This is a genomic window from Streptomyces sp. SLBN-8D4, from assembly GCF_049739545.1.
Lineage (GTDB): Bacteria > Actinomycetota > Actinomycetes > Streptomycetales > Streptomycetaceae > Streptomyces > Streptomyces canus_C.
Genome location: NZ_JBMGQC010000001.1, coordinates 5,291,330 through 5,314,470, shown reverse-complemented (window position 1 = coordinate 5,314,470; position 23,141 = coordinate 5,291,330). Strand labels below are relative to the sequence as shown.

29 protein-coding genes and 1 pseudogene are annotated in these 23,141 nt (G+C 69.9%); 16 read left to right on the top strand and 14 right to left on the bottom strand.

The genetic code is table 11. The features are described 5' to 3' along the window. Nucleotides 1-30: 30 nt before the first annotated feature. Together RKD20_RS24100 and RKD20_RS24095 are read left to right on the top strand one after the other, a co-directional pair. A complete protein-coding gene (locus RKD20_RS24100) occupies nt 31-234 on the top strand; it encodes a hypothetical protein (RefSeq protein WP_424883506.1) in 204 nt (67 codons plus the stop codon). A gap of 101 nt (nt 235-335) precedes the next feature. Further along, nucleotides 336-1,058, top strand: coding sequence for a hypothetical protein (locus tag RKD20_RS24095; RefSeq protein ID WP_424879523.1), 723 nt, complete (start codon nt 336-338; stop codon nt 1,056-1,058). Between the two features lie 264 nt (nt 1,059-1,322). Here the strand turns inward: RKD20_RS24095 and RKD20_RS24090 are convergent, their stop codons facing one another. The 3 genes from RKD20_RS24090 to RKD20_RS24080 all read right to left on the bottom strand — a co-directional run bounded on the left by RKD20_RS24090 (nt 1,323) and on the right by RKD20_RS24080 (nt 3,638). Further along, nucleotides 1,323-2,726 carry a VanZ family protein gene (locus RKD20_RS24090; RefSeq protein WP_424879522.1) on the bottom strand — a complete coding sequence of 468 codons (1,404 nt, stop codon included), beginning with the start codon at nt 2,724-2,726 and terminating at the stop codon, nt 1,323-1,325. Nucleotides 2,727-2,817: 91 nt separating this feature from the next. Further along, nucleotides 2,818-3,234 carry a hypothetical protein gene (locus RKD20_RS24085; RefSeq protein WP_424879521.1) on the bottom strand — a complete coding sequence of 139 codons (417 nt, stop codon included), beginning with the start codon at nt 3,232-3,234 and terminating at the stop codon, nt 2,818-2,820. 164 nt (nt 3,235-3,398) lie between these two features. After that, the gene (locus tag RKD20_RS24080) at nt 3,399-3,638 is read right to left on the bottom strand and encodes a hypothetical protein (RefSeq protein ID WP_424879520.1); all 240 of its coding nucleotides are present in this window, start codon (nt 3,636-3,638) and stop codon (nt 3,399-3,401) included. A 114-nt stretch (nt 3,639-3,752) separates the two neighbouring features. On the opposite strand from RKD20_RS24080, the pseudogene RKD20_RS24075 reads away from it, so the two are divergent. Continuing rightward, nucleotides 3,753-4,190: pseudogene (locus tag RKD20_RS24075) on the top strand (hypothetical protein); the annotation flags it as partial. 386 nt (nt 4,191-4,576) lie between these two features. On the opposite strand, the gene RKD20_RS24070 reads toward RKD20_RS24075, so the two are convergent. Beyond that, nucleotides 4,577-5,338: a phosphoglyceromutase gene (locus tag RKD20_RS24070; RefSeq protein ID WP_424879519.1), complete on the bottom strand. Its 762-nt coding sequence runs from the start codon at nt 5,336-5,338 to the stop codon at nt 4,577-4,579. 164 nt (nt 5,339-5,502) lie between these two features. Between RKD20_RS24070 and RKD20_RS24065 the strand changes: the two genes are divergently transcribed. Continuing rightward, the gene (locus tag RKD20_RS24065; RefSeq protein WP_424879518.1) at nt 5,503-6,762 is read left to right on the top strand and encodes an MDR family MFS transporter; all 1,260 of its coding nucleotides are present in this window, start codon (nt 5,503-5,505) and stop codon (nt 6,760-6,762) included. A gap of 110 nt (nt 6,763-6,872) precedes the next feature. Here the strand turns inward: RKD20_RS24065 and RKD20_RS24060 are convergent, their stop codons facing one another. Next, nucleotides 6,873-7,298: a DUF2000 domain-containing protein gene (locus RKD20_RS24060; protein WP_359430764.1), complete on the bottom strand. Its 426-nt coding sequence runs from the start codon at nt 7,296-7,298 to the stop codon at nt 6,873-6,875. A 49-nt stretch (nt 7,299-7,347) separates the two neighbouring features. Here RKD20_RS24060 and RKD20_RS24055 point away from each other — a divergent pair, with 49 nt between their 5' ends. Beyond that, nucleotides 7,348-8,196, top strand: a complete 849-nt coding sequence (locus RKD20_RS24055; RefSeq protein WP_424879517.1) for an AraC family transcriptional regulator — start codon at nt 7,348-7,350, stop codon at nt 8,194-8,196. Between the two features lie 9 nt (nt 8,197-8,205). Then, complete coding sequence (locus RKD20_RS24050) at nt 8,206-8,727, top strand: hypothetical protein (protein WP_424879516.1); 522 nt, start codon at nt 8,206-8,208, stop codon at nt 8,725-8,727. A gap of 22 nt (nt 8,728-8,749) precedes the next feature. On the opposite strand, the gene RKD20_RS24045 is transcribed toward RKD20_RS24050, so the two are convergent. Then, nucleotides 8,750-9,250, bottom strand: coding sequence for a YbjN domain-containing protein (locus RKD20_RS24045; protein WP_390106245.1), 501 nt, complete (start codon nt 9,248-9,250; stop codon nt 8,750-8,752). Next, nucleotides 9,243-10,580, bottom strand: coding sequence for a D-inositol-3-phosphate glycosyltransferase (mshA, locus tag RKD20_RS24040; protein WP_424879515.1), 1,338 nt, complete (start codon nt 10,578-10,580; stop codon nt 9,243-9,245). The genes RKD20_RS24045 and mshA overlap by 8 nt, the downstream gene beginning before the upstream one ends. 225 nt (nt 10,581-10,805) lie before the next feature. Between mshA and RKD20_RS24035 the strand changes: the two genes are divergently transcribed. The 3 genes from RKD20_RS24035 to RKD20_RS24025 all read left to right on the top strand — a co-directional run bounded on the left by RKD20_RS24035 (nt 10,806) and on the right by RKD20_RS24025 (nt 14,672). After that, nucleotides 10,806-11,633, top strand: coding sequence for a class I SAM-dependent methyltransferase (locus RKD20_RS24035; protein WP_424879514.1), 828 nt, complete (start codon nt 10,806-10,808; stop codon nt 11,631-11,633). Nucleotides 11,634-12,021: 388 nt separating this feature from the next. Then, the gene (locus RKD20_RS24030; protein WP_424879513.1) at nt 12,022-13,095 is read left to right on the top strand and encodes an NlpC/P60 family protein; all 1,074 of its coding nucleotides are present in this window, start codon (nt 12,022-12,024) and stop codon (nt 13,093-13,095) included. A 275-nt stretch (nt 13,096-13,370) separates the two neighbouring features. Then, on the top strand, nt 13,371-14,672 hold the full coding sequence (locus RKD20_RS24025) for a PP2C family protein-serine/threonine phosphatase (RefSeq protein ID WP_424879512.1): 1,302 nt from the start codon (nt 13,371-13,373) through the stop codon (nt 14,670-14,672). 87 nt (nt 14,673-14,759) lie between these two features. Here the strand turns inward: RKD20_RS24025 and RKD20_RS24020 are convergent, their stop codons facing one another. The 3 genes from RKD20_RS24020 to RKD20_RS24010 form a co-directional block, all read right to left on the bottom strand. After that, the gene (locus tag RKD20_RS24020; RefSeq protein WP_424879511.1) at nt 14,760-15,098 is read right to left on the bottom strand and encodes a DUF2516 family protein; all 339 of its coding nucleotides are present in this window, start codon (nt 15,096-15,098) and stop codon (nt 14,760-14,762) included. Nucleotides 15,099-15,247: 149 nt separating this feature from the next. Continuing rightward, nucleotides 15,248-15,922: a hypothetical protein gene (locus RKD20_RS24015; protein WP_424879510.1), complete on the bottom strand. Its 675-nt coding sequence runs from the start codon at nt 15,920-15,922 to the stop codon at nt 15,248-15,250. An 89-nt stretch (nt 15,923-16,011) separates the two neighbouring features. After that, complete coding sequence (locus RKD20_RS24010) at nt 16,012-16,599, bottom strand: helix-turn-helix domain-containing protein (RefSeq protein ID WP_424879509.1); 588 nt, start codon at nt 16,597-16,599, stop codon at nt 16,012-16,014. A gap of 93 nt (nt 16,600-16,692) precedes the next feature. On the opposite strand from RKD20_RS24010, the gene RKD20_RS24005 reads away from it, so the two are divergent. Continuing rightward, nucleotides 16,693-17,196, top strand: a complete 504-nt coding sequence (locus tag RKD20_RS24005) for an NUDIX domain-containing protein (protein WP_424879508.1) — start codon at nt 16,693-16,695, stop codon at nt 17,194-17,196. A gap of 118 nt (nt 17,197-17,314) precedes the next feature. Here the strand turns inward: RKD20_RS24005 and RKD20_RS24000 are convergent, their stop codons facing one another. Continuing rightward, nucleotides 17,315-17,734 carry a PIN domain-containing protein gene (locus RKD20_RS24000; RefSeq protein ID WP_424879507.1) on the bottom strand — a complete coding sequence of 140 codons (420 nt, stop codon included), beginning with the start codon at nt 17,732-17,734 and terminating at the stop codon, nt 17,315-17,317. Beyond that, a complete protein-coding gene (locus RKD20_RS23995; RefSeq protein ID WP_424879506.1) occupies nt 17,731-17,952 on the bottom strand; it encodes a type II toxin-antitoxin system VapB family antitoxin in 222 nt (73 codons plus the stop codon). The genes RKD20_RS24000 and RKD20_RS23995 overlap by 4 nt, the downstream gene beginning before the upstream one ends. A 125-nt stretch (nt 17,953-18,077) precedes the next feature. On the opposite strand from RKD20_RS23995, the gene RKD20_RS23990 reads away from it, so the two are divergent. Genes RKD20_RS23990 through RKD20_RS23970 form a run of 5 tightly spaced genes read left to right on the top strand, consistent with a single transcriptional unit; the run spans nt 18,078 to nt 20,769 of the window. Continuing rightward, nucleotides 18,078-18,395 (top strand): hypothetical protein, encoded by a 318-nt coding sequence (locus RKD20_RS23990; RefSeq protein ID WP_424879505.1) that lies wholly within the window; start codon nt 18,078-18,080, stop codon nt 18,393-18,395. Nucleotides 18,396-18,452: 57 nt separating this feature from the next. Then, nucleotides 18,453-18,815: an ArsR/SmtB family transcription factor gene (locus RKD20_RS23985; protein ID WP_020122986.1), complete on the top strand. Its 363-nt coding sequence runs from the start codon at nt 18,453-18,455 to the stop codon at nt 18,813-18,815. Then, complete coding sequence (locus tag RKD20_RS23980; RefSeq protein WP_424879504.1) at nt 18,799-19,335, top strand: SRPBCC family protein; 537 nt, start codon at nt 18,799-18,801, stop codon at nt 19,333-19,335. Before RKD20_RS23985 ends, RKD20_RS23980 begins: the two co-directional genes overlap by 17 nt. Continuing rightward, complete coding sequence (locus RKD20_RS23975; RefSeq protein WP_424879503.1) at nt 19,335-20,018, top strand: dihydrofolate reductase family protein; 684 nt, start codon at nt 19,335-19,337, stop codon at nt 20,016-20,018. Before RKD20_RS23980 ends, RKD20_RS23975 begins: the two co-directional genes overlap by 1 nt. 10 nt (nt 20,019-20,028) lie before the next feature. Continuing rightward, on the top strand, nt 20,029-20,769 hold the full coding sequence (locus RKD20_RS23970; protein WP_424879502.1) for a VOC family protein: 741 nt from the start codon (nt 20,029-20,031) through the stop codon (nt 20,767-20,769). Between the two features lie 171 nt (nt 20,770-20,940). Here RKD20_RS23970 and RKD20_RS23965 read toward each other — a convergent pair whose 3' ends face one another. Further along, a complete protein-coding gene (locus tag RKD20_RS23965) occupies nt 20,941-21,459 on the bottom strand; it encodes an HAD domain-containing protein (RefSeq protein ID WP_424879501.1) in 519 nt (172 codons plus the stop codon). Between the two features lie 29 nt (nt 21,460-21,488). Further along, nucleotides 21,489-22,112 carry an RraA family protein gene (locus RKD20_RS23960; RefSeq protein WP_424879500.1) on the bottom strand — a complete coding sequence of 208 codons (624 nt, stop codon included), beginning with the start codon at nt 22,110-22,112 and terminating at the stop codon, nt 21,489-21,491. 158 nt (nt 22,113-22,270) lie between these two features. Here RKD20_RS23960 and RKD20_RS23955 point away from each other — a divergent pair, with 158 nt between their 5' ends. Beyond that, nucleotides 22,271-23,119, top strand: a complete 849-nt coding sequence (locus RKD20_RS23955) for a nitroreductase/quinone reductase family protein (protein WP_424879499.1) — start codon at nt 22,271-22,273, stop codon at nt 23,117-23,119. Nucleotides 23,120-23,141 lie beyond the last annotated feature (22 nt).

Below are 23,141 nucleotides of genomic sequence, written 5' to 3'. Positions count from 1 at the left end.
CGCGATCAGGACCCTGACGGTCATCGGCGCGTGCGGCTGCGGCTCGGGGTGCGGGTGCGGGTGCCAGTCGGGCAGTCCGTGCCAGTGCGGCTGATCTCGTACGACGGTGAGGGGCCCCGGGTGATCCCGGGGCCCCTCGTCGTCTGGGCCCCGTCGCCGGAAGCGGTTCAGCGCGTCCAGGAACGGGCGGGCCGCAAGGCGGGCGAGGTCCACGCGGTGCCGCTGTCGATCTGACCCGACCGCACGGCGCCACGGTGGGCATCGCACGCAGTCCTGCCGCACCGGCCGCCTTTTTTCGATCGTATCGGCGGCTCGGTCCATGCATGATCGGTCGCATGACGAAGAGGACGGTCCCGGGAGTCGACGACGCCCGCGCGTGGAACGAGCGCCTGGCCTGGGCGTATCACCTGATCGCAGCGGATCCCGCCGAACGGGCCGTCGCCCTGGACCGTCTGGACCGTGCCCGCGCGAAGACCCAGGCGGCGATAGACCACTACAACCAAATCTGGAGTGCGGCCAACCGGTTCGGCCCCCACCCCAGGAAACGAACGGCGGCGAAACAGGCTTTCGAGGAGGCCGCGAGCCGCTCTCTGCCAGAGGCCCTGTGGACCGGACGCGGCCACGCCGACCTCCGCAGATGGCCGGGCCTGCCGTACGCGGTGCTCTACCTGGAGTGGGAGGCCCGCTATCCGCAGCAGTGGACACGGCACGCGAAGATGTGGGGCGTAAAACAGGCTCTGATACGGCAGTTGGCCACCGCCGGCCACGACGCCGGGACGAGGGCGAAGCTGGTCGACCTCGTCGATCTGGTCGTGCGGCGGGCATACCGCTGCAAGGACCGCGAGTACGTACGCCTGGCCCGTGCCGTGGACGGCCCCGACCTGCGCGCCAGACTCACCGCGGCCCGCCACTCCCCGGACCCGTGGGCCCGGCTCCACGCGGCCTACGTGCTGTGGCTTCTCGACCACCCCGAGAAGCCGAACACCCGGCACGTCTGGAAGACCTGGCTGAACGAGAACGCCCCCGCTCCGCACCTTCGGCACGGGTCGGGGGCGTGATCGTGGAGGCTGCTTCTTCTTGCCCCGGGTCTGGCGGGCCCGCTTGTCGCCACCGGCCAGAGAGGTGCCCGCCCCGCTTACCTGCGGCGGAGTGGTCGTCGATGGCCACTCCCCCCATGACCATGTGTCACTCGTAGGCCGTCAGCATCTGACGCGGGTCCGAGGGGCACTCCTCGCAATAGCCGGGCCGGCAGCCGCACGCGAACACCGCGAGCCCCCGACCTATCAGGGCGGGGGCTCTGCCGCATCGCTCGGTATCCACGGTCAGTTGGTTTTGAGAAGGTGCCCGGCGCTGTCGTATACCTGGCCGGTGACGGCGTTCACGCGGTACATGTCAGCCGCTGCCACCTCTTGCGAAGCATCGTTCTTTCCTTTGGCAGGCCACGTCACATTCACAAGCCAATTCGGCTGCCAATTACCGTCCCGCTCGACTGCTTTTACGGTGAATGCTTTGATGTGGAATTCTGCGCCTGTATTTCCATTGGCTCGAAGTTGTGCCACTACCGCCTTGTCTACTGCCCTTTCAGCCTGCCCGGCGTCAAGTTTTGCTTTGGGAAGGTTTGCCCGGGTCGGGCCAAGGGTGACGTCAATCTGAGATACACGCCCGACCCTGTCCACCTGGACATCCAACATCCTGGGCATCAGAACGTTGTTGTGAGTCCATCTCCAGGCTGTGATCCAGCCAAGTTCGGCCTTCTCGCCCACGGGGACCGTTTCCGTCATGGTCGCGCCCATCGCCCACGGATACTTTCGCTGGGCGTACGACTTCGTGATGCGAGAGGCTGCCGCGTCGCTGGACGGGGCTTTCACGCCTTCCACCGGGTATCCCATGACGGTAGGCCGGTCACTGTTCTCCAGCTGTACGTTCAGGTGCTTCCTGTCCGGCCAGGAAAGGCTGCCGGTGCCGAAGTCTTCGGTGTATCCCTCTTCACGACTGTGCAGGTTAAAAATGATGTTGGTGCATGAGGAGTCCTCACACGGCTGCTCGTACAGCTGCCCGACCTTGTAACGGTCGCCGAATGCCTCTTTCACGGCGGCCCCAACTGCCTGCTTCTGCTCGGAGTCCGCGTCGGCGAGGCCGGTGCCGTCAACGTTCGTGAGGTCGAGCATCGGGCGCGCTAGTCCCGATCCCAGGAGGAGCAGTGCCGCGAAGGCAATCAACGTCCCCTTTACGCCCGCCTGCCAGGCGAGCGAGTGGCGGGTCGTGAGGATGATCGCAACGATGGCGAGCCCTATCAAACCACCGATAATGTTCATCTCGGCGTCTGAGCTATCGCATACGCGCCCTAGGCCATTGACGGTGGCCTGAGTGAACTCGATGGCCAGGGGTAGCGCGATGACGCCAAACAGGACAGGTAGCGGGCGACGGATGGCCAGGAGGGCGAATGCGCCAACGGGGACCGTCATGGCAAGGTTCCACAACCCTTGCGTGGTGTGAAAGGGTTCGGCGAACTCATGGTTAAGGACGCATGCCCCGCTGGCCGAGCCGGCGCCCATAAACGTGACGCCGAGGACGCCGGTGAGAGTAAAGGCGAGTCCGGACCACCATGCGCCGTGAGGGTTCCTCCGTTTATGGGCGAGCGTCCACGCTGCGCCGCCGCAAATGAGGCCGATCAATGTGCACACGGCCAGATAGCCGATGTGGTGTTGAAAGATCGCGGAAAACACGGCGCGGTTCCTTGCGTGGTCAGGTCAAGGCGACGAGCGGGACTGGGGGCAGGGGCCCCGCCCTTGCGGGCGGGGCCTATGGGGATCTGGTTCAGCAGTGCGAGGCAGGCGTCTGGTACGTGCTGCCCGCGCTCATCAAGCCGATTGTGCTCGTGCAGTAGGAACTCTCCGACAGCGCCCAGTTGTGGCTCTTGTTCTGGCCCGAACTGATGGAGACGGCACTGGCGTAGTGGCTGGTCCCCCCGCGCGAGTAACCAAGCTTTGCGGATATGGCAGATCCGCCTGTCTTGTCGTACCCAGTGGTGACGTTGCCGTTGGAAGCCTGGTGAACGTACAGAACGCCGTTGTCCAGCGTGGTGCACCGCGACATGGGCTCGCTGGTGGCGGTGTAGCCGGCACTGTCGCAGTAAACGGAGGCCGCCGTGGCCGACGCGGCCGGCGTGCTGAACAAGACAGATCCTGCTGCGATAGCAAGGGCGATGAGAGTGGCATTGGTTTTGCTGCGCATGGAATCTCCTGGCTGTAATGCCCATGCCAACCTTTCCGGCGCGCGGAGAGGTTGGGCTAGGTGGAAGGTGTTGTGATCACATGATCACGCTTGCTTGGCCAGTGGAGATCCCTTGACTGTTTCATGGTAATTCTCTGAGCTTCCTCTGAGGTTCGATCCACTAGCTACGCAGCCGCCACTTTTCCCAGCCAGCGCATCTCTGCCTCGGTGCAGGCGACGACGACCACGGTGCGCAGGGCGGTGACGCCGGTGATGGTCTCCAACTGTTTGGCGGTGGAGTCGGAGAACGCAATGCGGGCACGGCGAGGGCGTGCTGAGGAGCCATCAGGCAGCAGCCGGACGTTGGCCGGCGAGCGGGCGAGGCGGCCCCGGCGCAGCTCCTCCCAGGGGGTGCGGTTGTCCACTGGATCAAGACCACCACTGACGCCAACGGCAAGACCGTCCGCGTCAAGACCGACCGTTACGGCACGGGCATGCGCTGCCAAGCCCGCGCGGATGCGAGCGAACGGCCCGTCGGCGACGGCCCGTCGGCGACCCGGCGGCTCATATTCACGGGCCGAACGGTGGGCACGTCTGGCGTACGTCACTAAACGAGGACCATTGGAGGCCCGCGCTCGCCAAGGCCGATGTCATCCTCAAGGCCAAGAGCCGCGAGCACACCGCCGCCCGCGAGCACGGCAAGCACGCGCTCCCGCACTTCTATGCATCCGTCCTCCTGGACGCCGGCGAAAGCATAAAGTCCCTCGCGGAATATCTCGGACACTGGTCGAAATCGCACTCGCAAGGCTCTTGGTCGGGCCCTGCGTCCGCCGCTAAGAAATCGCACACGGAAGGGCTGCCATCCCGACTGTTTCAGGCTGATCGATCACCCTCTGACGGGGATGGGTCGTACATCAGGCGTCGCGAGTTCGACTGAAAAGGCAGGAAACTCGGCATTCGCCTCGCGCCGCATCTGACGTCGCCAATGCATCAAGGCAGCCGTGTCCTGCGCTCGCACCTGGGTGCCGATCGTCCCTGCCATCGCACCCAAGACAGCTGCGACTCCCCCATCCACGGCCACCCCCCGGTTCACCAGTCGCTGGACCGCGTTCGTCGCAGCGAAGGCCATGGTGTGGGCGGGTGGCAGCTGGCCGCCATACGCATACCGCACGGGATCCTCGCACCGCAGCATGAAGGAAGCGCCACAGTCAGTCGCTCGCCCCCACCAGTGATGTGCGGGCTCGCGGTTCAGGCCAGGGACACCAGCACGCCACACTACGCCCGAAGTTCTACAGGGGTTCCAGAGCATGAAAATGCCTCCCACCCGCGCCGTATGCGCAGGTGGGAGGCATGATCACGAAACCTACTTCTTCTTGCCCTGGTTCTTGACCGCCTCGATGGCCGCCGCAGCCGCCTCCGGGTCCAGGTACTTGCCCCCGGGGGTCACCGGCTTGAAGGACGCGTCGAGTTCGTAGTACAGCGGGATGCCCGTCGGGATGTTCAGGCCCGCGATGTCGGCGTCGGAGATGCCGTCCAGGTGCTTGACCAGGGCGCGGAGGCTGTTGCCGTGGGCCGCGACCAGGACCGTGCGGCCGGCGAGGAGGTCCGGGACGATGCCGTCGTACCAGTAGGGGAGCATGCGGACCACGACGTCCTTCAGGCACTCCGTGCGGGGGCGGAGCTCCGGGGGGATCGTGGCGTAGCGGGGGTCCGACGCCTGGGAGAACTCGGAGTCGTCGGACAGCGGGGGCGGCGGGGTGTCGTAGGAGCGGCGCCACAGCATGAACTGCGCCTCGCCGAACTCCGCGAGGGTCTGTGCCTTGTCCTTGCCCTGGAGGGCGCCGTAGTGGCGTTCGTTCAGGCGCCAGGAGCGGTGGACCGGGATCCAGTGGCGGTCCGCGGACTCCAGCGCGAGCTGGGCGGTGCGGATCGCGCGCTTCTGGAGGGACGTGTGGACCACGTCGGGCAGGAGGTCGGCGTCCTTCAGGAGTTCGCCGCCGCGGACTGCCTCCTTCTCGCCCTTCTCGTTGAGGTTGACGTCCACCCAGCCGGTGAACAGGTTCTTCGCGTTCCATTCGCTCTCGCCGTGGCGGAGGAGGATCAGCTTGTACGGTGCGTCGGCCATGCGTATGAGCGTAATCCACGCCCTCGATCGGGGTGGTGCCCGCTCGACAGACGGACGGTTGACGGGATCTGTTAATTGAGTGGCCCCCGGTCACCCCGGCTTCGTAAGTTGTGCTCGCCGCCCGAGCCGCTTACATCCGTACCGCCACACCTGGGGGATCCGCCATGCCACTCGCCACCCTGAGACGCGCCACCCGCGAGACCGTCTCCGGGCTCCCCCGCGCGTTCTGGTGGCTGTGGATCAGCACCCTCGTCAACCGCCTGGGTGCCTTCGTCGCCACCTTCATGGCCCTCTATCTCACCCTCGACCGCGGCTACTCCGCCTCCTACGCCGGCCTCGTCGCCTCGCTGCACGGGCTCGGCGGTGTCGTCTCGTCGATCGGGGCCGGGGTGATGACCGACCGGCTCGGGCGGCGGCCCACCCTCCTCGTCGCGCAGTCCGCCACCGCCGCCTCCGTCGCGCTGCTCGGCTTCGTGCACCACCCCGTCGCCATCGCCGCCGTCGCTTTCCTCGTCGGCATGACCTCCAACGCCTCCCGGCCCGCCGTGCAGGCGATGATGGCCGACATCGTGCGGCCCGAGGACCGGGTCCGGGCCTTCTCGCTCAACTACTGGGCCATCAACCTCGGTTTCGCCGTCTCCTCCATGGCCGCCGGTTTCATCGCCGAGTACAGCTATCTCGCGGGCTTCCTGATCGAGGCCGGGATGACCGCCGTCTGCGCGGTCGTCGTCTTTCTCAAGCTGCCCGAGTCCCGGCCCGTCGCACAGCACGCCGAGAAGGTCCCCGACGACGTCCGCCTCGGCACCGTCCTGCGCGACGGGCGGTTCATGAGTGTCGTGGGGCTGTCCTTCCTGGTCGCCGTGATCTTCCAGCAGGGTTCGATCGGGCTGCCCGTCGCGATGGGCGAGGCCGGGTTCACGCCCGCCGACTACGGCCTGGCCATCGCCCTCAACGGCGTCCTGATCGTCGCGCTGCAGATCCCGGTGACCCGTTTCATCCAGGACCGGGATCCCCAGCGGCTCCTCGTCGTCTCGTCCCTGCTCGCGGGATACGGCTTCGGTCTCACCGCCTTCGCCGGGTCCGTCGGCCTCTTCGCTCTCACCGTGTGCGTGTGGACCCTGGGCGAGATGATCAACGCCCCCACCCAGACCGGGCTCGTCGTGCGCCTCTCCCCCGCCCACGGCCGCGGCCGCTACCAGGGCATGTACACCCTGTCCTGGTCCGTCGCCGCCCTCGTGGCGCCCCTGATGTCCGGTTTCGTCATCGACCGGTTCGGGGCGGAGTGGCTGTGGGGGCTGTGCGCGGTCGTCGGGACGGTGGCGGCGGTGGGGTACGCGGCGCTGATGCGGCGCCTGTCCGGGGAGACGGCCACCGAGGTCGCCGTACCCGAGAAGTCCGCCGCCACCGAGGCCAGCCCGGCCTGATCCGACGCCGAGGCCGGCGCGGCCTGATCCGACGCCGAGGCCGGCGCGGCCTGATCCGTCACGGATCCATCCGCACTGCCTCCGTCATGGATGCATCCGCGCGGCCTCCGTCAGGGATGCATCCGCGCGCCCTTGAGCACCTTGTCCACGGCGTTGCGCGGCCCGTACACCGCGAGCCCCACCAGGTCCAGCTCGGCCGTGGCGACCGCCCGTACCGCCGCGCGGTTGTCCCGGTCGTTGCCCGTCGAGAACAGGTCGCTCGTGAAGAGGGCGCGCGGGAGCGAGCGGGACAGCACACGCGCGTGGGCCGCCGTCAGCGTCTCCTTCGTGCCCTCGAAGACCAGCACGGGCTGCCGGAACATCGGCAGATAGGGCACACCGTCGGCGTCCTCGTACGGTTCGCCGACCACCTCGGGGGCCTGGCTGCCCAGGCCGCTGACGAGGAACGCGGTGACGTTCAGGCGCTGCCAGGTCTCCAGGTCCTCGCGCAGCAGGACGGCGATCTTGGTGTCGAAGCGGATGGGTTCAGTACTCATGGGTCGAGACTGGCGGGCACCGTACGACCTCGTCTTGTACGTTCTTTGCATGGCGGCCACCACCCTGCCCGCGCAGCACGTCACCGCGTGGCGCCCGGCCGTCCCGGGCGTCACCGAGGTCTTCCACGCCCACTTCACGGAGTACGCGTACCCGATGCACGTGCACGAGGCGTGGACGCTGCTCATCGTGGACGACGGGGCCGTACGGTACGACCTCGACCGGCACGAGCACGGCACGCCCGACGACACCGTGTCGCTGCTGCCGCCGCACGTCCCGCACAACGGCTCGCCGGCCACTCCCGACGGCTTCCGCAAGCGGGTTCTCTACCTCGACCGGACCCACCTCGGCGACGAGCTCATCGGGCCCGCCGTCGACGGCCCCGACCTGCGGGACCCCGTACTGCGGCAGCGGGTGGGGCAGTTGCACACGGCGCTGCGCGGGCCTGGCGAGGAGTTCGAGGCCGAGAGCAGGCTGACGCTCATCGGCGACCGGCTTCGGACTCTGCTGCGGCCGCGGTCGTACGGCGAGCCCGCGCGCCGCGACCCGGCCCTGGCCCGCCGGCTGCGCGAACTCCTCGACGAGCGGGTCGTGGCGGGGCTGTCCCTGGAGGCGGCCGCGTTGGTCCTGGGGGCTCATCCGGCGCATCTCGTAAGGGCGTTCAGCAGCGCCTACGGCATCGCACCGCACCAGTACCTGACCTCGCGCCGGGTCGACCGGGCCCGGGGTCTGCTGCTCGCGGGGGATGGTCCCGCGGAGGTCGCCGCGCTCACCGGGTTCCACGACCAGGCCCATCTCACCCGGCATTTCAAGCGGTTGGTGGGGGTGACGCCCGGGCGGTACCGGGTGAGTGCGAGGAGATCGACGGAAGGCGCCCGTCCGGTGATCGACGGCGGTTAGCGTCGCCGCATGGATGACAGACAGAACATGGATGACGGTCGCTCGTTACCGTTCAGACGTCTTTCCGTCGCCGTCGCGGGCGCGACCGCCCTCGTGGCCCTCAGTGTCGGCGGCGCCATCGCGGCGAACTCCGCCGACGAGCCCACCGTCGAGCCGAGCGCGTCGGCCACCTATCCGGGGGACGGGGGTTCCGGCGGCAGCGTCGGCCTGAGCGAGGGCTCGGACGGCGGCTCGGACCCCGGCACCTCCGGCGGCACCGACCCCAGCCCGAGCCCCACGTCCCCCGACGACCCCCCGGTCACGGACGACCCCACGGACGAGCCCTCCACGCCGAGCGAGCTGGAGCAGCTGAACCGCCGTATCACCGAACTCGACCGGAAGATCGACGAGTTGCCCACCAAGAGGGAACTCGCCGACGCGCTACGGGCGTTCGCGGACGAGCTGGACAAGCAGTCACCGCCCGAGAGCCCGGGCGAGACACACGAACCGACCAACGAGCCCCAGCCGACCGACTCGCTGCCGCCCCACTAGGCCTCGCTCGGCGAGAACGGGGTCAGTCCTGCGAGCGCTGGGTCAGATGCGCGAACGCGTCCAGGTTGCGCGTCGACTCGCCCCGCGCCACCCGCCACTCGTACTCCTTGCGGATCGCGGCGGCGAAACCCAGCTCCAGCAGGGTGTTGAAGCTGCCGTCGGCCGCCTCCAGGACCTGGCCCAGGAGGCGGTCGACCTCGTCGGCGGTGACCGCGGCGAGGGGGAGCTTGCCGGTGACGTAGATGTCGCCGAGCCGGTCGACGGCGTAACTCACGCCGTAGAGCTTGAGATTGCGCTCCAGGAGCCAGCGGTGCACGCCGGGTTCGTTCTCGTCGGGGTGGCGGATGACGAAGGCGTTCAGGGACAGGGAGTGGCGGCCGACTAGGAGCGAGACGGTCGTCTTCAGCTTGCGGGTGCCGGGGAGCTGCACGACGTAGTTGCCGGGCGCGGGGCTCTCCCACTCGACCTCGGTGTCCTTGAGGACGCCCTCGATGACCTGCGCCGCCTTCTCTGCCTCAGCCATGGTGGGAGCGTACGTGACGCCGGTACGACTGCGCCGCGGCCACATACACGTCCGCCGTCGCCGCGGCCGCGGTGTCCCAGCCGAAGGACTGGGCGTGCCGGGCGGCCGCCGCGCCCATGCGGGGCGTGAGCGCCGGGTTGTCGGCGAAGTCGCGCAGCACGCGCGCGTAGGCGGCCGGATCGTGCCCGCGTACGAGGAATCCGGTCTGTTCGTCGGCCACGGCCACCGGCAGCCCGCCGACCGCCGCCGCGAGCACCGGGGTGCCGGCCGCCTGGGCCTCTATGGCGACCAGGCCGAAGGACTCGCTGTAGGAGGGCATGACGAGCACGGACGCGGCCCGGAACCAGTCGGCGAGCTGCTCCTGGCCGACGGGCGGGTGGAACCGTACGACATCGGCGATGCCGAGCCGGGAGGCCAGTTTCTGCAGGCCCTCGGGTTTGGCGAGGCCGCTGCCGCTGAGGCCGCCGACGACCGGGACGAGGATGCGGGAGCGCAGGTCGGGGCGCTGATCGAGCAGGACCGCCACGGCTCGCAGGAGGATGTCCGGGGCCTTCAGGGGCTGGATGCGGCCCGCGAAGAGGGGGATGAGGGCGTCCTGCGGGAGGCCTAGGCGGGCGCGGGCGGCGGCGCGGCCGTCGGCGGGGCGGAAGCGGTCGAGGTTCACGCCGGGGTGGACGACGGCGACCTTGGCGGGGTCGGCGGCGTAGTGCTGGACGAGTTCCTCGCGCTCCTCGGCGGTGTTCGCGATGAGGCGGTCGGCGGCGGCGACGATCTGGGTCTCGCCGATGACGCGGGCGGCGGGCTCGGGGGTGTCGCCGTCGGCGAGGTTGGCGTTCTTGACCTTGGCCATGGTGTGCATGGCGTGCACGAGCGGGGTGCCCCAGCGCTGGGCGGCGAGCCAGCCGACGTGGCCGGAGAGCCAGTAGTGCGAGTGGACGAGGTCGTAGTAGCCGGGGCGGTGGCCCGCCCACGCCTGCATCACACCGTGTGTGAAGGCGCACAGCTGGGCGGGGAGGTCCTCCTTGTTGAGGCCCTCGTAGGGGCCCGCGTCGATGTGGCGGACCAGGACGCCTGGGGCCATCTCGACGGTCGGCGGGAGGCCGCCGGTCGTCGCGCGCGTGAAGATCTCGACCTCGATGTTGATCGCGGCGAGGCGCTGGGCGAGCTCGACGATGTAGACGTTCATGCCGCCCGCGTCGCCGGTGCCGGGCTGGTGGAGCGGGGAGGTGTGCACGGAGAGCATCGCGACGCGGCGGGGGCGGCGGTGCAGGCGCAACCGGTGGGGTGCGGCCTGGGAGCGACGCTGGAGCCTGCTGACGTACTGGCTCACGTGGCGTTCCTCCTTGCAGCGGGCATGCCGGACGGAGGGCGTGGGGACCCTCCGACGGAGGCAACACCGGAGGGCGGCATTCCCATTCCGGGCGGGGTGGTTTTTGCCGAGGTATTACCGAGGGTCGCTCAACCGTTCGACGAGTGGCCGCGTCGGCCGTGCGGTGCGATGGGGGGAACGCCTCGCCCGCGGTGACCCGGGTCCCCGGCGCATACCCTCTTGGGCATGACATCCCGCGCCGCCTCCCGCCCTGTGGGCACGGTCACGCGCGGGACGACCAACCCCAACCGGCTGCGCCGCATGGACCGCTGGATCGCGGACACGCACGGCGCCGAGCTGCGCCGCGCCACCGACCCGGTCGCCGTCGACCTCGGGTACGGCGCCGCGCCCTGGACCGCCGTGGAACTGCTGGCCCGGCTCCGCGAGAACGCTCCACGCACGCGCGTGGTCGGCGTCGAGATCGAACCGGCCCGGGTGGCGGCCGCGAAGCCGTACGAACGCGAGGGGCTCGTCTTCCGGCACGGCGGGTTCGAGATCCCGCTCCCTCGAAGGCCGCTGCTCATCCGGGCGGCCAATGTGCTGCGCCAGTACGACGAGGCAGAGGTGGCCGCCGTCTGGGAGCGGCTGTGCGCTCGGCTGGCTCCGGCCGATCCGGCGCGAGGGTCGCGCGGCGGGCTGCTCGTCGAGGGGACCTGCGACGAGATCGGACGCCGGCACGTGTGGGTCGCGCTCGGCCCCGAGGGACCGCGGACGGTCACCTTCGCGACCCGGCTGGGCTCGCTGGAGCGCCCCTCCGACCTCGCCGAGCGGCTGCCGAAGGCCCTGATCCACCGCAACGTGCCGGGCGAGCCGGTGCACTCCTTCCTCCGCGACTTCGACCGCGCGTGGGCAGCCGCCGCGCCCTACGCGTCCTACGGCGCCCGCCAACGGTGGATGCGCACGGCACGGGACCTGACGACCGACTGGCCGGTGACGGACGGGCCTTCACGGTGGCGGCAGGGGGAAGTGACGGTGGCGTGGGGGGCGTTGGCGCCGGGTGGGGCGGCGGGGTGAGCTCGGGGGTGGCGGGGGCGGTTGGGGGCGGTGTGCTGGGCGCTGGAAGTCGCTCGCGTGCGCGTGCCGGGGTGCTGCTCGCCTGAACTCCGGCGTCCCGTAGCCGCCTCCCCATGAACTCCGGCTCTCCCCCACCCGAACTCCGGGACACCGCCCGGGAAATCCCTCCAGAAGCCCTGACCTGCCGGGGAACGATCTCGGTGAGTCGTTCGTCACAAAGGCGGGGAGATCGTCTTCGGGGGGCGGGGAGAGGGGGAGGCACCGAGCAGCGCCGGGACGTGCGGGGGTACGCCGGGAAGGCCTGCCTCTGTCACTTTCGGCCGTGACGTGGCACGATCCCCCGAGCGCCGTAAGTTACTGACGGTAAATCAGCTTTGGGGGCAACGGTATGGGGACGGGCAAGCGCGGTCTGATCGCTACGGCCGTGACCGTGATCGGCGCGGTGGCCCTGCTGGCGGCACCCGGCACCGCCTTCGCCGCCCCGAGTCCGACACCCTCTCCCACCGCCTCACCGACGGCCGTCACCAACAAGGACATCGAAGCCGTCCGCAAACAGCTCGACGCTCTCTACCACGACGCGGCCGTCGCCACCGACGCCTACAACGCCGCCGAGGAGAAGGCCGAGCAGCAGTCCGCGCAGATCGTCGCCCTGGCCCGGAAGATCGTCAAGGGCCAGGAGAAGCTGGCGAAGCTGAAGGCCCGCGCGGGCGCCGCGGCCGCCGCCCAGTACCGCTCCTACGGCCTGTCGGACGAGGCCCAGCTGATGCTGAGCGACGATCCGCAGGAGTTCCTGGACAGCACCGGCCGCGTTCTCCAGGGCCAGCGCGCCACCAAGGCGCTCATCGCGGAACTGACCCGGACCCAGCAGGACTTGAAGCAGTACGCCGCCGACGCCTCCGCCCAGTGGACCAGGCTGGAGGCGAACCGCAAGGCCAAGGCGACGGCCAAGAAGAAGGTCGAGCAGCAGATCGCGGCAGCCGAGAAGCTCGAGTCCCAGCTGGAGGAGAAGGAGAAGAAGCGCCTCGCCGAACTGGAGGAACAGGCCGCCCACCAGGCGCAGACCGCCTGGCTGGACTCCGGCGTCCTCAAGGAGATCAGCGGCAAGGCGAGCGAGGCCGGGAAGGCGGCCGTCGACTACGCGACGACCCAGATCGGCAAACCGTACGAATGGGGCGCCGAGGGCCCGGACTCGTACGACTGCTCCGGACTGACCTCACAGGCCTGGGCCAGCGCCGGCAAGCCCATTCCGCGCACCTCGCAGGAGCAGTGGAAGCAGCTCAAGCACGTCGACGTCAAGGACATGCGGCCCGGTGACCTGATCATCTACTTCGACGACGCCAGCCATGTGGCGATGTACCTCGGCGACGGCGCGATCGTGCACGCCCCGCGGCCCGGGCGGACGGTGACGATCGCCGGCGCGGGATCGATGCCGATACTCGGCGTGGTGCGGCCGGACGCGTGAGCGCCCCCTGAACGACCGGGTGAGACCTGGGTCATGTGATGCGGGGCACCCCTGACGGCCTCACAAACCTTCCGTGAACGTGACGTTCGTCATCCCCGCGACACCCGCAACGTGTCCAACTGCGGTACATAACGCGGCATATGACAGTGGCCACCGGCCAAGCGGGGTGTCTCACGCCATTCCTTTCCCGGCCCGGCACCCGCTATGGTCCCCGTCGGTGGATCGAGGTCCCTCGCTCCACCATGCCCTCGGGGGGAGGGAAGGAAGCCAAGACGATGCCCGTACCCATACCGCGGCAGCGAGCGATCCCGGCCGTGGAGAGTGGTCAGGCGCCGGCCGCATCCCAGCACGAGCCCTCCAAGGAAGAAGCCCCGCGCAAGGAAGCCACGGTCGACAACAACGGTGCCACCCAGCTGAGCCTGCTGGTGATCGAGGACGATCCCCGCGGGTCCACGGTCGTCCCCGAGCTCCTGGACTCGGCCGGCAAGCCGATCCGCGTCCGTACCGCCCGCAACCTCACCGAGGCGGAGCGGCTGCTCACGGATGACGTGCACTGCATCCTGCTCGACCTCGCGCTGCCCACGCCCGGCCGCTCCCCCGACGACGACGAGCTCGCCGTACTCCGCCATGTCCTGGAGCTCGCGCCCCGGCACGCCGTCCTCGCGCTCACCGCGTCCGGCGACGCCGAGCGCGGCGCCGAGGCGGTCCGGGTGGGGGCGCAGGACTATCTCTTCCGGGACGAGCTGGACAGCCGGCTGCTGAGCCGGGCGATCCGGTACGCGGTCGAGCGGAAACGTTCCGACACGGCGGAGCGCAGGCTCGCCGAGGGACGGGTGCGGGCGCAGGAGAACCGGCGACTGGAGCGCGGGCTGCTGCCCACACCGCTGCTGGAGGGGTCGTCGCTGCGATTCGCCGCGCGATACCGGCCCGGACGCTCACGGGCACTGCTCGGCGGGGACTTTTACGACGTCGTACGCACTCCCGACGGGACCGTGCACGCGATGATCGGTGACGTCTGCGGGCACGGCCCCGACGAGGCGGCGCTCGGCGTGGAGCTGCGGATCGCCTGGCGTGCGCTGACCCTGGCGGGGCTGTGCGGGGACGAACTGCTCGGCACGCTGCAGGAGGTGCTGGAGCACGAGCGCTCGGACGACGAGATCTTCGCGACGCTGTGCACGGTGGACATCGCGCCGGACGGTCGGCGGGCGGGACTGTGTCTCGCCGGGCATCCGTCACCGCTGGTGGCCCGGCCCGGTCGGCCCGCGCGGCTGCTGCCGTCCGACAACAACGGCCCCGCGCTGGGCCTGCTGCCGGGGGCCCGCTGGCCACGGATGCAGGTGGAGCTGGGCGCCGAGTGGAGTCTGATGCTCTACACCGACGGCCTGATCGAGGGGCGCGTCGGAGAGGGCGGGGAACGGCTGGGCCAGGACGGGATGGTGTCCATGATCCGCCGCCAGCTCTCCGAGGGGCTGCGCGGGGAGGCGTTGCTGCGGGCCGCGGTGAACGAGGTGCGGGCGCTCAACGGCAGCGAGTTGGCGGACGACGTGGCGGTACTGCTGCTCGACCGGGAGGCGTGACGGGCGAGCGGGGCCCGGCGCGTTGCCGGGCCGGGGTGGAGCAGGCCGGTGTCCGGTTCAGTGCTCCGCGCCCTGACGGGCGCGTTTCTAGCGGCCCCCGTTGTACGGGCCGTAAGGGCCGTCACTGCTCGAACCCCTGCCCCGGCCGCTGCGGCCGCCGCCCGGGAGGGCGCGGATCGCCGGGCGCACGTCGACCATGTAGACGATCGTCGCGATGAGGCCGATGATCGGCAGGAACGACAGGATGTTGAAGATCAGGTTCACCACGAAGGCGAGCCCGAGGATGATCAGCCAGAAGGCCTTGGTCTTCTTGTCGGCCGCTCGGTAGGCGTCCTCACGGCGGATGGCCGCGTCGAACAGCGCGAAGCCGCTGAAAACGATCAGGGCCATGCTCAGCAGCCACATGAAGCCTGCGAACCCCTGCATCAGCACAACGTCCACCACCCGAATCGGCTCGTCATTTCGCGATTACGCGGTCACCGTACCCGTTCCCGTTCCCGCAAGGTCGCTACCCGCAGAACGGGCCGGGCACTCGGTAAGTGCCCGGCCCGGCGTCCTGCGTGTCCTGCGGTGCCTTACTTGGCGGGCGGGGTCTTCTTCGCCGGAGTGGTCTTGCGCGGCGCCGTCTTCTTCGCGGTGGGAGCCGTCTTCGTCGCCTGAGCCGGGGCGGCGGCCGTGGCGGGCGTGACCGGCTTCGCGACCGGAGTCACGGTCGCCGGCTCCTTGGCCTCGGCCGGCTCGGCGTTCGGCTCGACGGCGATCGCGAGTTCCTCGATCTCCTCGGCGGCCTCGCCGCGCCAGGTCTTGACGGTCTGCTCGCCGTGCTCGGCGACCTTCTCGTAGGCCTCGCGGGCCTTGACGGCGTACTCGGCGGCGACGCCGACACTGCGCAGGGCGAGGTCCTGGGCGGACTCGCCGAGCTTCTTCAGATCCGCGTCGAGCGTGCTGCCGAGCTTCTTCAGGTCACCGTCGAGGGTGCCCAGGAACTCGTTGACCTTGGTCTGCAGGGTCTCCTGCGTCTCCTTGACCTTGGCGCCGGCCTCCTTGGCACGGGCCTGGGCCTTCTCCTGGACCGCCTTCGGGTCGGTGCCGCGCACGGCCTCGATACGGGCCGGCGCCTCGGCGCGCAGCTGCTCCACCAGGCCGGGCACCTTCTTGGCCTCCTGGAGGGCCAGGTCACCGGCGCCGGCGAGGAAGTAGAGCGGGGTCGGGTCCTTGACGGCCTTGCGGATGTCGTCGGTGATGGCCATGGTGATGGTCCTCCCGGATCGCTTTCTGATGAGGGTTTTGGGTCCCGCGGTGCCTGTCGGCGTGCTCGGGCCGTCGGACCGTGTCGGTCTCAACTGGCCGTCTGCTGCGGGTCGGCGTCGCTGCCGTCGGTCTTGGGGGTCTTGGTGGTGCGGGGCTTGCGGGTGCCGCGGGGCCGGCGGGCCTGCCGTATCGCGGTGGTCCCTTCGGGGTCCCCGTCGGCCGGGACGTCGTCGTCCCGAAGGTCCGCCCGGGTGTCCGCCGTACTGTCGTCCGACAGGTCGCTCTGCCCCTCGCCCGGCGCGGGAGCCGCGTCCGGCGGGGCGATCTCGAAGCCGTTCTCCTTGCGGAAGGACTCGTAGATCTGGAGCAGCACCTGCTTCTGCCGCTCGTTGAGCGTGGGATCGGCGAGGATGACCGCACGTGTCTCCACGTCGTCCCGGTCGCGCTCGGCGTCGAGGATGCCGGCCCGCACGTACAGCGTCTCGGCGGAGATCCGCAGGGCCTTGGCGACCTGCTGCAACACCTCCGCGCTCGGCTTGCGCAGCCCGCGCTCGATCTGGCTCAGATACGGATTGGACACCCCGGCGGCATCGGCGAGCTGCCTGAGCGACAGCTGCGCAGTGCGCCGCTGTTCACGCAGATAGTCACCGAGATTGCCGACGTTGAGCGATGCCATGCGTCCACTGTGCACCACTCGCGCTAACTATTGCAAGCAGCCGCTTGCAATAGTGTGTCACGCCACTCTGCCGGCTCTGCAAGAGTGTGAGTCGTGGACGAACTGGTGGAGCGTGTCGACGACCAGGACCGCGTGCTGGGGGTGGTGGTCAGCCGTCGGCAGGCCGTCCGGGAGAGCTGGCTGCACCGGGTCGCCGTGACGGTCTGCCGTGATGAGCGGGGGCGGATCCTCGTCCACCGGCGGTCGGAGCAGCTGTCGCGCTTCCCCGGGCTCCACGAGGTCGTGGTCGGTGGAGCCGTAGGTGTCGGCGAGTCCTATGAACAGGCAGCCGCGCGGGAACTGGCGGAAGAGCTGGGCGTTCGCGTGCTGCCGCGCCTGCTGTTCACGTTCCTCAACCGCCGCGGGTTGAGCCCTCACTGGCTCGGCGTGCACGAGGCCTCGATGCCGGCCGCGGTGGCCCCCGACCCCGATGAGGTCGCCTGGCATGGCTGGCTGACCGAGCCGGAGCTGCGGTCGGCCCTGTCGGAGTGGCACTTCACCCCCGACAGCCACGAGGCATTCAGCCGGTATCTCGCGTTCCGGACCGCGCGGTCCTGACCTTGGCCGCCTTTGCTCGCAACAAGCGCGGTGGACGCCTGGAACGGTGCGAATCCGACGACAAGTGCCGTGCTCAGCCCTTCAGAAACCCCCTGGTCGGGGTGCCGGGTGACGACACCTAGAGGCCCGGAGCGTTGCGCACGTTCCGCTCGCTGACGTCGGGCAGGAAGCGGGCCACAGTGACGAAATCAGCGTCGTCGTGCAGTACGACCAGTCCATGATGCACGGCCGTCGCGCAGATCATCAGGTCGAGCGGCCCGGCCGCACCGAGCGCCCCTTTCTCCGCGAGCGCGTACTGGGCTGTTTCAATCCAGTCCCACAACCTCTTCGGGAGAGGTACGTCGGGGTACAGATCCATGAACATTTCCCCCATGGCCTCGTACTCCACGGCGTTGCGCGCTGAGCGCCGGAACTCAGCCCGTTGGGGAACACACGACCCGATGGCCCGGAGGGTGGTGGTCTCCAACCACGCGTCCCTCAGCTGCTCCTCGCGCAGGAGGCGCCACAGACCCGAGGAGTCGAGTAGGTAATGGATCACGCGCCACCCTGCTTGTCCTCGACGCGGCGCTGCTGCCAGCTCTCGTAGTCCCACTGCTGGGCGGCGAGGAAGTGCTTCGCTACGAGCGCGGCCCGCTCATGGCGTTCGGCGTACTCGCGAAGGGCGGCATTGACCACATCTTTCTTGGTGCCACCACCGGCGACACGCATGGCCTTCTCCAGCGCATCGTCATCAAGGTCGATCGTCGTCACGCTCATACTGGACTCCTTTATTCAAGGGCAATATCTAGTATATATATCCATGGGGGACGCCTGTCATCGGCGCGTTGGCCGACCCGGAGACGGTGGCCTGGTCAGGCAGGGGAGCGTGAGCGCTGCCGGGAATGGCGGTCAGCCGTCGGCAGGCCGTCCGGGAGGGTTGGCTGCACCGGGTCGCCGTGACGGTGTGCCGTGATGAGCGGGGGCGGATCCTCGTCCACCGGCGGTCGCAGCAGTTGTCGCGCTTCCCCGGGCTCCGCGACGTCGTGGTCGGTGGCGCGGTGAACGTCGGCGAGTCCTATGACCCCGATCCCGACGAGGTCGCCCGGCACGGCCGGCTGACCGAGCCGGAGCTGCGGTCGGCCCTGCCAGTGTGGCGTTTCACCCCCGACAGCCACGAGGCCTACAGCCGGTATCTCGCCTTCCGGACCGCGCGGTCCTGACAAGCGCCGATCGCGCGAGCGGGCGCACACATTCCGATATAGGCATACGATGGTTCCATGGCACGAGCCGCGACGACCTCGGACGCGTTCAACGCGATCGCCGAACCGCAGCGCCGGGAGATCCTGGTGCTGCTGCGGTTCGGTGAGCGACCGGTGACCGACCTGGCGCGGGACCTCGGGATGACCCAACCGCAGGCGTCCAAGCACCTGCGGGTCCTGAGGGAGGTAGGGCTGGTGCGGGTCCGCGGGGCGGGCAGGCAGCGGCTGTACGGCCTGGACGCCCGCGGGCTGCGGCCGTTGCACGAGTGGCTGGGCGGCTTCGAGCGGTTCTGGAGCGAGAGTTTCGACCGGCTGGACGAGTACGTGCAGGAGTTGCGGCAGGCGACGCAGGAGGGACCACACGATGGCGACGACCAGTAGCGGCGGCGAGGCCGCGCTCCCGACCGCGGACCGCGAGATCGTGATCTCCCGGACGATCAGCGCACCGCGGGAGGTGGTGTTCGAGGCGTTCACCCGGGTCCGGCACCTGTCGCGGTGGTGGGGACCGGAAGGGTTCACGACCACCACGCGGGCCTTCGAGTTCCGCGTCGGCGGGGCCTGGGACTTCGTGATGCACGGGCCGGACGGAACCGACTACCAGGAGTGGATCACCTGGCGGGAGATCGTCCCGCCGGAGCGGATCGCGCTGCTGCACGGCGAGTCCCGCGACGACCCGAACGCCTTCGAGTCGGTCCTGACCTTCGAGCCGGCCGGCGAGCGGACCCGGATCGTGATGCGCACGCTGTTTCCGAGCAAGGATCTCCGCGACGAGGCCGTGGAGAAGTACCACGCGATCGAGGGCGGCGAGCAGACCCTGCGCAACCTGGCGGCCTACGTCGCCGACCTCACCGGGAGCGACGCCGACGGGGACGAGACCGTCCCGAAGGGAGCGGAGAGCTGATGGCCGGGAAGGTGTTCTTCAGTGTGACGATGTCGCTGGACGGCTTCATGGCGCCCGAGGCCGTACCCGTCGAGTACGTGTTCTCGCCCGAAGGCCACCACGACCCGAGGGCCCAGCGCTGGTTGGCGAAGTGGTCGGAGCTGCAGGCGTGGCTGTTCCCGCAGCGCTGGTTCCGGGAGAACCTCAAGCTCGGCGAGGGCGGCGAGGAAGGCCTCGACAACGACATCGCACGGTCCACGTACGAGCGCACCGGCGCGAGCGTCATGGGCAGGCGGATGTTCGACGCCGGCGAGCTGGCCTGGCCTGAGGAGGCGCCGTTCCACACCCCGGTGTTCGTCGTCACCCACACCGGGCGCGATCCGTGGGAGCGGCCGGGCGGCACCACCTTCCACTTCGTCGACGACGGCATCGAGAGCGCGCTGCTCCGGGCCCGCGAGGCCGCCGGCGACCGGGACGTGCGCATCGCCGGCGGCGCCGAGACGATCCAGCAGTACCTGGGCAGCGGACTGATCGACGAGTTCTCGATCACCCTCGCACCCGTCCTGTTCGGCACCGGCATCCGCCTGTTCGACCACGTGGACCCCGACCGCCTCACCCTCGACCAGACCCGCTCGGACGGCTCGTCCCGGGTGACGCACCTGACGTACACCGTCGCGAAACGCCGGCCGGCGGCGACTGCCTAGGATCACCGCCATGGCGCTGCGACCTGTTCAGGTGAACATCAAGGCTGTTGACGCGTTGGCGGTCGGCCGGTTCTGGGCACAGGCGCTCGGGTGGACCGCTTACCGTCCCGGTGTGACCACCTACGTCGGCCCCGCGGGCGGCCTCGTGTGGCCGGACCCGGTCGCCTTGGGTATCGACGTCGTCCCCGTCCCGGAACTCAAATCGGCGACGAAGAACCGGGTCCACCTCGATCTCGCCACCACCTCCGCGGCCCACCAGACGGAGTTGGTCGCACGTCTGAAGGCCACCGGCGCGACGCCCGTCGACGTGGGCCAGGGCGAGGTGCCGTGGACGGTCCTCGCCGACCCCGAGGGCAACGAGTTCTGCGTGCTGGAGCCGCGGGAGGTCTACCGGGGCACCGGGCCGATCGCCGCCGTGGTCGTGGACTGTGCGGATCCGCGGGCCATGGCCCGGTTCTGGGGCGAGGCCACGGACTGGACCCCGCGCGAGGTGACCGACGATCTGGCGGTGTTGCGGTCCGCCGAGGCGGTCGGCCCCCATCTTGAGTTCCTCCGTACGCCCGACGCGAAGACCGTGCCGGACCGCGTCCATCTCGACCTGCTGCCGTACCCGGGTGACGACAAGACCGCGGAGGTGGACCGGCTGCGTGCCCTCGGCGCCACCGACCTCGACCTCGGCCAGGGGGACGTCCCGTGGACGTGCCTGTCCGATCCGGAGGGCCACGAGTTCTGCGTCCTCGCCCCGTCCTGACGCGGAGCCCCGACGACATCCGCGGGGCATTGTCAGTGCCGTGTGCGACGCTCGGCGCACGGGGTTCTTCGGCGATCTGGCGCTTGCTGAGGAACCGGCCGTCGAGCCTTCTTCAGCCATGCGGGCGACCGTAGGGGGAGCGGGGTTCGGCCGGCCACACGCTATCTCCGGTCACCGGCCTCCTCCCGTCAGCCACTCCTCCAGCACCGCGAAGTCCCCTTCGGTGAGCCCCACTTGGTGATCCACTCGGTGAAGGAGAGCCCGTTCGGGGTGACGGGCCGCCACCCAGGCCCGGTCGGTGTCGGGGATCTCGTCGTCGACCCAGACGAACGGCCGTCCGGCCGCCCAGGAGACGAGGGAGCGGGTCTTCCAGTGCAGGCCGGACCGCTCCTCGTCGTCCGAGTCCGGCCAGTCCACGAGCGGCAACCGGGGCAGTCCGAGCCAGGGCGCCAGGACGGTGTTGGCATCGACACCCCAGGTCGTGGCCCACACCAGTTCACAGCCGAGCGACGTCAGACGCGCACCGAGCGCTGGGTCCACGCGCGCCAGCAGCGGATGACCGGTGACGGCCCCGGGCAGCGAATGACCGGTGACGGGCCCGGTCGGCGGAAAGGCCGGTTCGTACAGCGGATACGGCCCCGCCGCCCCGAACGGCAGCAATGTCCCGTCGACGTCCAGAAAGAGAAGCACCCTCAGCCCTCAGCCCTCAGCCCTCGGCCTCAGCCCTCGAACCCGCCCTGCGCGAGGATCTCGTCGATACGGGCCCGGTGCGCCGCCTCCCAGTCGTCGAGCGTCTCGGCCGCCTCCTTCGCCAGCTTGACGCGGGCACCGGCGAGGACGTCGGCCCGCCGCGCGGCGGGGACCGCCACCACCCCCTCCTCGTCGGCGACCACCACGTCCCCGGCCTCGACCCGCACCCCGCCGCACCGCACGCCCCCGCCCAGCGGCGCCACGGCGTTCTTCGCGCCCGGGATCGGGATGACCCCCCGCGCGAAGACGGGGAAACGGGCCTCCCGCACCTCGGCCAGGTCGCGGATCAGCCCGTCGAGGACGAACCCGGCAACCCCCCGCCGTTGCGCGACCGCACACACGTTCCCGCCGGCCAGGGCGTGGTCGAGGTCTCCCGACTCGACCACGATCACCGAGCCGGCCGGCGCCCGGTGGATCGCCGCGTGCAGCATGAGGTTGTCGCCGGGAGGGCACCGTACGGTGAACGCGGGCCCCGCCACCCTCGGCACCGGCCCCCACAACGGCCGTATCCCGATGTCCATGACCCGGTCGCGGCCGAGCAGATCGGCCAGAGTGGTCGTGGGAATGTCCGCAAACTCGGTGGTCTCGATCATGCCCCGGACGTTACCGTGCGGGGCATGACTGCCGGGTCGGCCTTGTGCCGTGAGCGAGTTGGGTGCCCGGCCTCTGAATGAGGCCAGGGCGGGCCAGGAGCCCGCCCCTTTCTCTCCGCCTTCGCCTCCATGAAGACCAGCGAGAGAGAGAAGAGAGAGTGCCCCACCCCGTCCAGGACTTCAACCAGCGGATCATCGACGAGTTCCGCGCGCACCACGGCCGGGTCGGCGGCCCCTTCGAGGGCGGCCGCCTGATCCTCCTCACGACCACCGGCGCCCGCACCGGCACCCCGCACACCACTCCCGTCGGCTACCTCCCCGACGGCGGCGACCGCATCCTCGTGATCGCCTCGGCGGGCGGCTCGCCCCGCCACCCCGACTGGTACCGCAACCTCGTCGCGCACCCCCAGGTCACCGTGGAGAGCGGGGTGTTCACCTACAAGGCGAAGGCGGTCGTCCTGGCCGGCGAGGAACGGGACCGAGCCTTCGCGCGGGCCGTGGAGGCGGACCGCGGCTGGGCCGAGTACCAGGAGAAGACCGACCGGGTCCTCCCCGTGGTCGCCCTGCACGAGATCGCCCGCCCGGGCCCGCCGAACATCAACGCCTCCTCACCGGGCGAGGCCATCAAGCTCGTCCACGACGTCTTCCGCCGCGAACTGGCCCTCATCCGAAAGGAATTGGCGGCAGGCGGCGGCACCTCCACGCTCGGCGCCCAACTCCGCGTCAACTGCCTGACGTTCTGCCAGGGCCTGCACAACCACCACACCGGTGAGGACATGGCGATGTTCCCGTTCCTGGCCGACCGCCACCCGGAGGCCGCCCCGGCCCTCGACCGGCTGCGCGCCGAGCACGAACACATCGCCGCGCTGGTCGAGGAGTTGCGGCAGACCCTATCCGGCACGGACCTCGACTCCGTCCGCACGGAGGTCGACCGCCTGACGACCGAGCTGGAGGCCCATCTGACGTACGAGGAGGACCAGTTGATCCCACTGCTGGCACACCCCTGACCTGATCGCGGGCGGCCGCCAC

Coding starts and splice junctions, on each gene's coding strand:
- RKD20_RS24025 (WP_424879512.1), top strand. CDS start 13,371: ATGCCCGTACCCATACCGCGGCAGCGAGCGATCCCGGCCGTGGAGAGT.
- RKD20_RS24020 (WP_424879511.1), bottom strand. CDS start 15,098: ATGCAGGGGTTCGCAGGCTTCATGTGGCTGCTGAGCATGGCCCTGATC.
- RKD20_RS23960 (WP_424879500.1), bottom strand. CDS start 22,112: ATGATCGAGACCACCGAGTTTGCGGACATTCCCACGACCACTCTGGCC.
- RKD20_RS24010 (WP_424879509.1), bottom strand. CDS start 16,599: ATGGCATCGCTCAACGTCGGCAATCTCGGTGACTATCTGCGTGAACAG.
- RKD20_RS23980 (WP_424879504.1), top strand. CDS start 18,799: ATGGCGACGACCAGTAGCGGCGGCGAGGCCGCGCTCCCGACCGCGGAC.
- RKD20_RS24095 (WP_424879523.1), top strand. CDS start 336: ATGACGAAGAGGACGGTCCCGGGAGTCGACGACGCCCGCGCGTGGAAC.
- RKD20_RS23970 (WP_424879502.1), top strand. CDS start 20,029: ATGGCGCTGCGACCTGTTCAGGTGAACATCAAGGCTGTTGACGCGTTG.
- RKD20_RS24085 (WP_424879521.1), bottom strand. CDS start 3,234: ATGCGCAGCAAAACCAATGCCACTCTCATCGCCCTTGCTATCGCAGCA.
- RKD20_RS24055 (WP_424879517.1), top strand. CDS start 7,348: ATGGCGGCCACCACCCTGCCCGCGCAGCACGTCACCGCGTGGCGCCCG.
- RKD20_RS23990 (WP_424879505.1), top strand. CDS start 18,078: ATGGCGGTCAGCCGTCGGCAGGCCGTCCGGGAGGGTTGGCTGCACCGG.
- RKD20_RS24065 (WP_424879518.1), top strand. CDS start 5,503: ATGCCACTCGCCACCCTGAGACGCGCCACCCGCGAGACCGTCTCCGGG.
- RKD20_RS23985 (WP_020122986.1), top strand. CDS start 18,453: ATGGCACGAGCCGCGACGACCTCGGACGCGTTCAACGCGATCGCCGAA.
- RKD20_RS24030 (WP_424879513.1), top strand. CDS start 12,022: ATGGGGACGGGCAAGCGCGGTCTGATCGCTACGGCCGTGACCGTGATC.
- RKD20_RS23995 (WP_424879506.1), bottom strand. CDS start 17,952: ATGAGCGTGACGACGATCGACCTTGATGACGATGCGCTGGAGAAGGCC.
- RKD20_RS24035 (WP_424879514.1), top strand. CDS start 10,806: ATGACATCCCGCGCCGCCTCCCGCCCTGTGGGCACGGTCACGCGCGGG.
- RKD20_RS24070 (WP_424879519.1), bottom strand. CDS start 5,338: ATGGCCGACGCACCGTACAAGCTGATCCTCCTCCGCCACGGCGAGAGC.
- RKD20_RS23975 (WP_424879503.1), top strand. CDS start 19,335: ATGGCCGGGAAGGTGTTCTTCAGTGTGACGATGTCGCTGGACGGCTTC.
- RKD20_RS24050 (WP_424879516.1), top strand. CDS start 8,206: ATGGATGACAGACAGAACATGGATGACGGTCGCTCGTTACCGTTCAGA.
- RKD20_RS24045 (WP_390106245.1), bottom strand. CDS start 9,250: ATGGCTGAGGCAGAGAAGGCGGCGCAGGTCATCGAGGGCGTCCTCAAG.
- RKD20_RS24060 (WP_359430764.1), bottom strand. CDS start 7,298: ATGAGTACTGAACCCATCCGCTTCGACACCAAGATCGCCGTCCTGCTG.
- RKD20_RS24015 (WP_424879510.1), bottom strand. CDS start 15,922: ATGGCCATCACCGACGACATCCGCAAGGCCGTCAAGGACCCGACCCCG.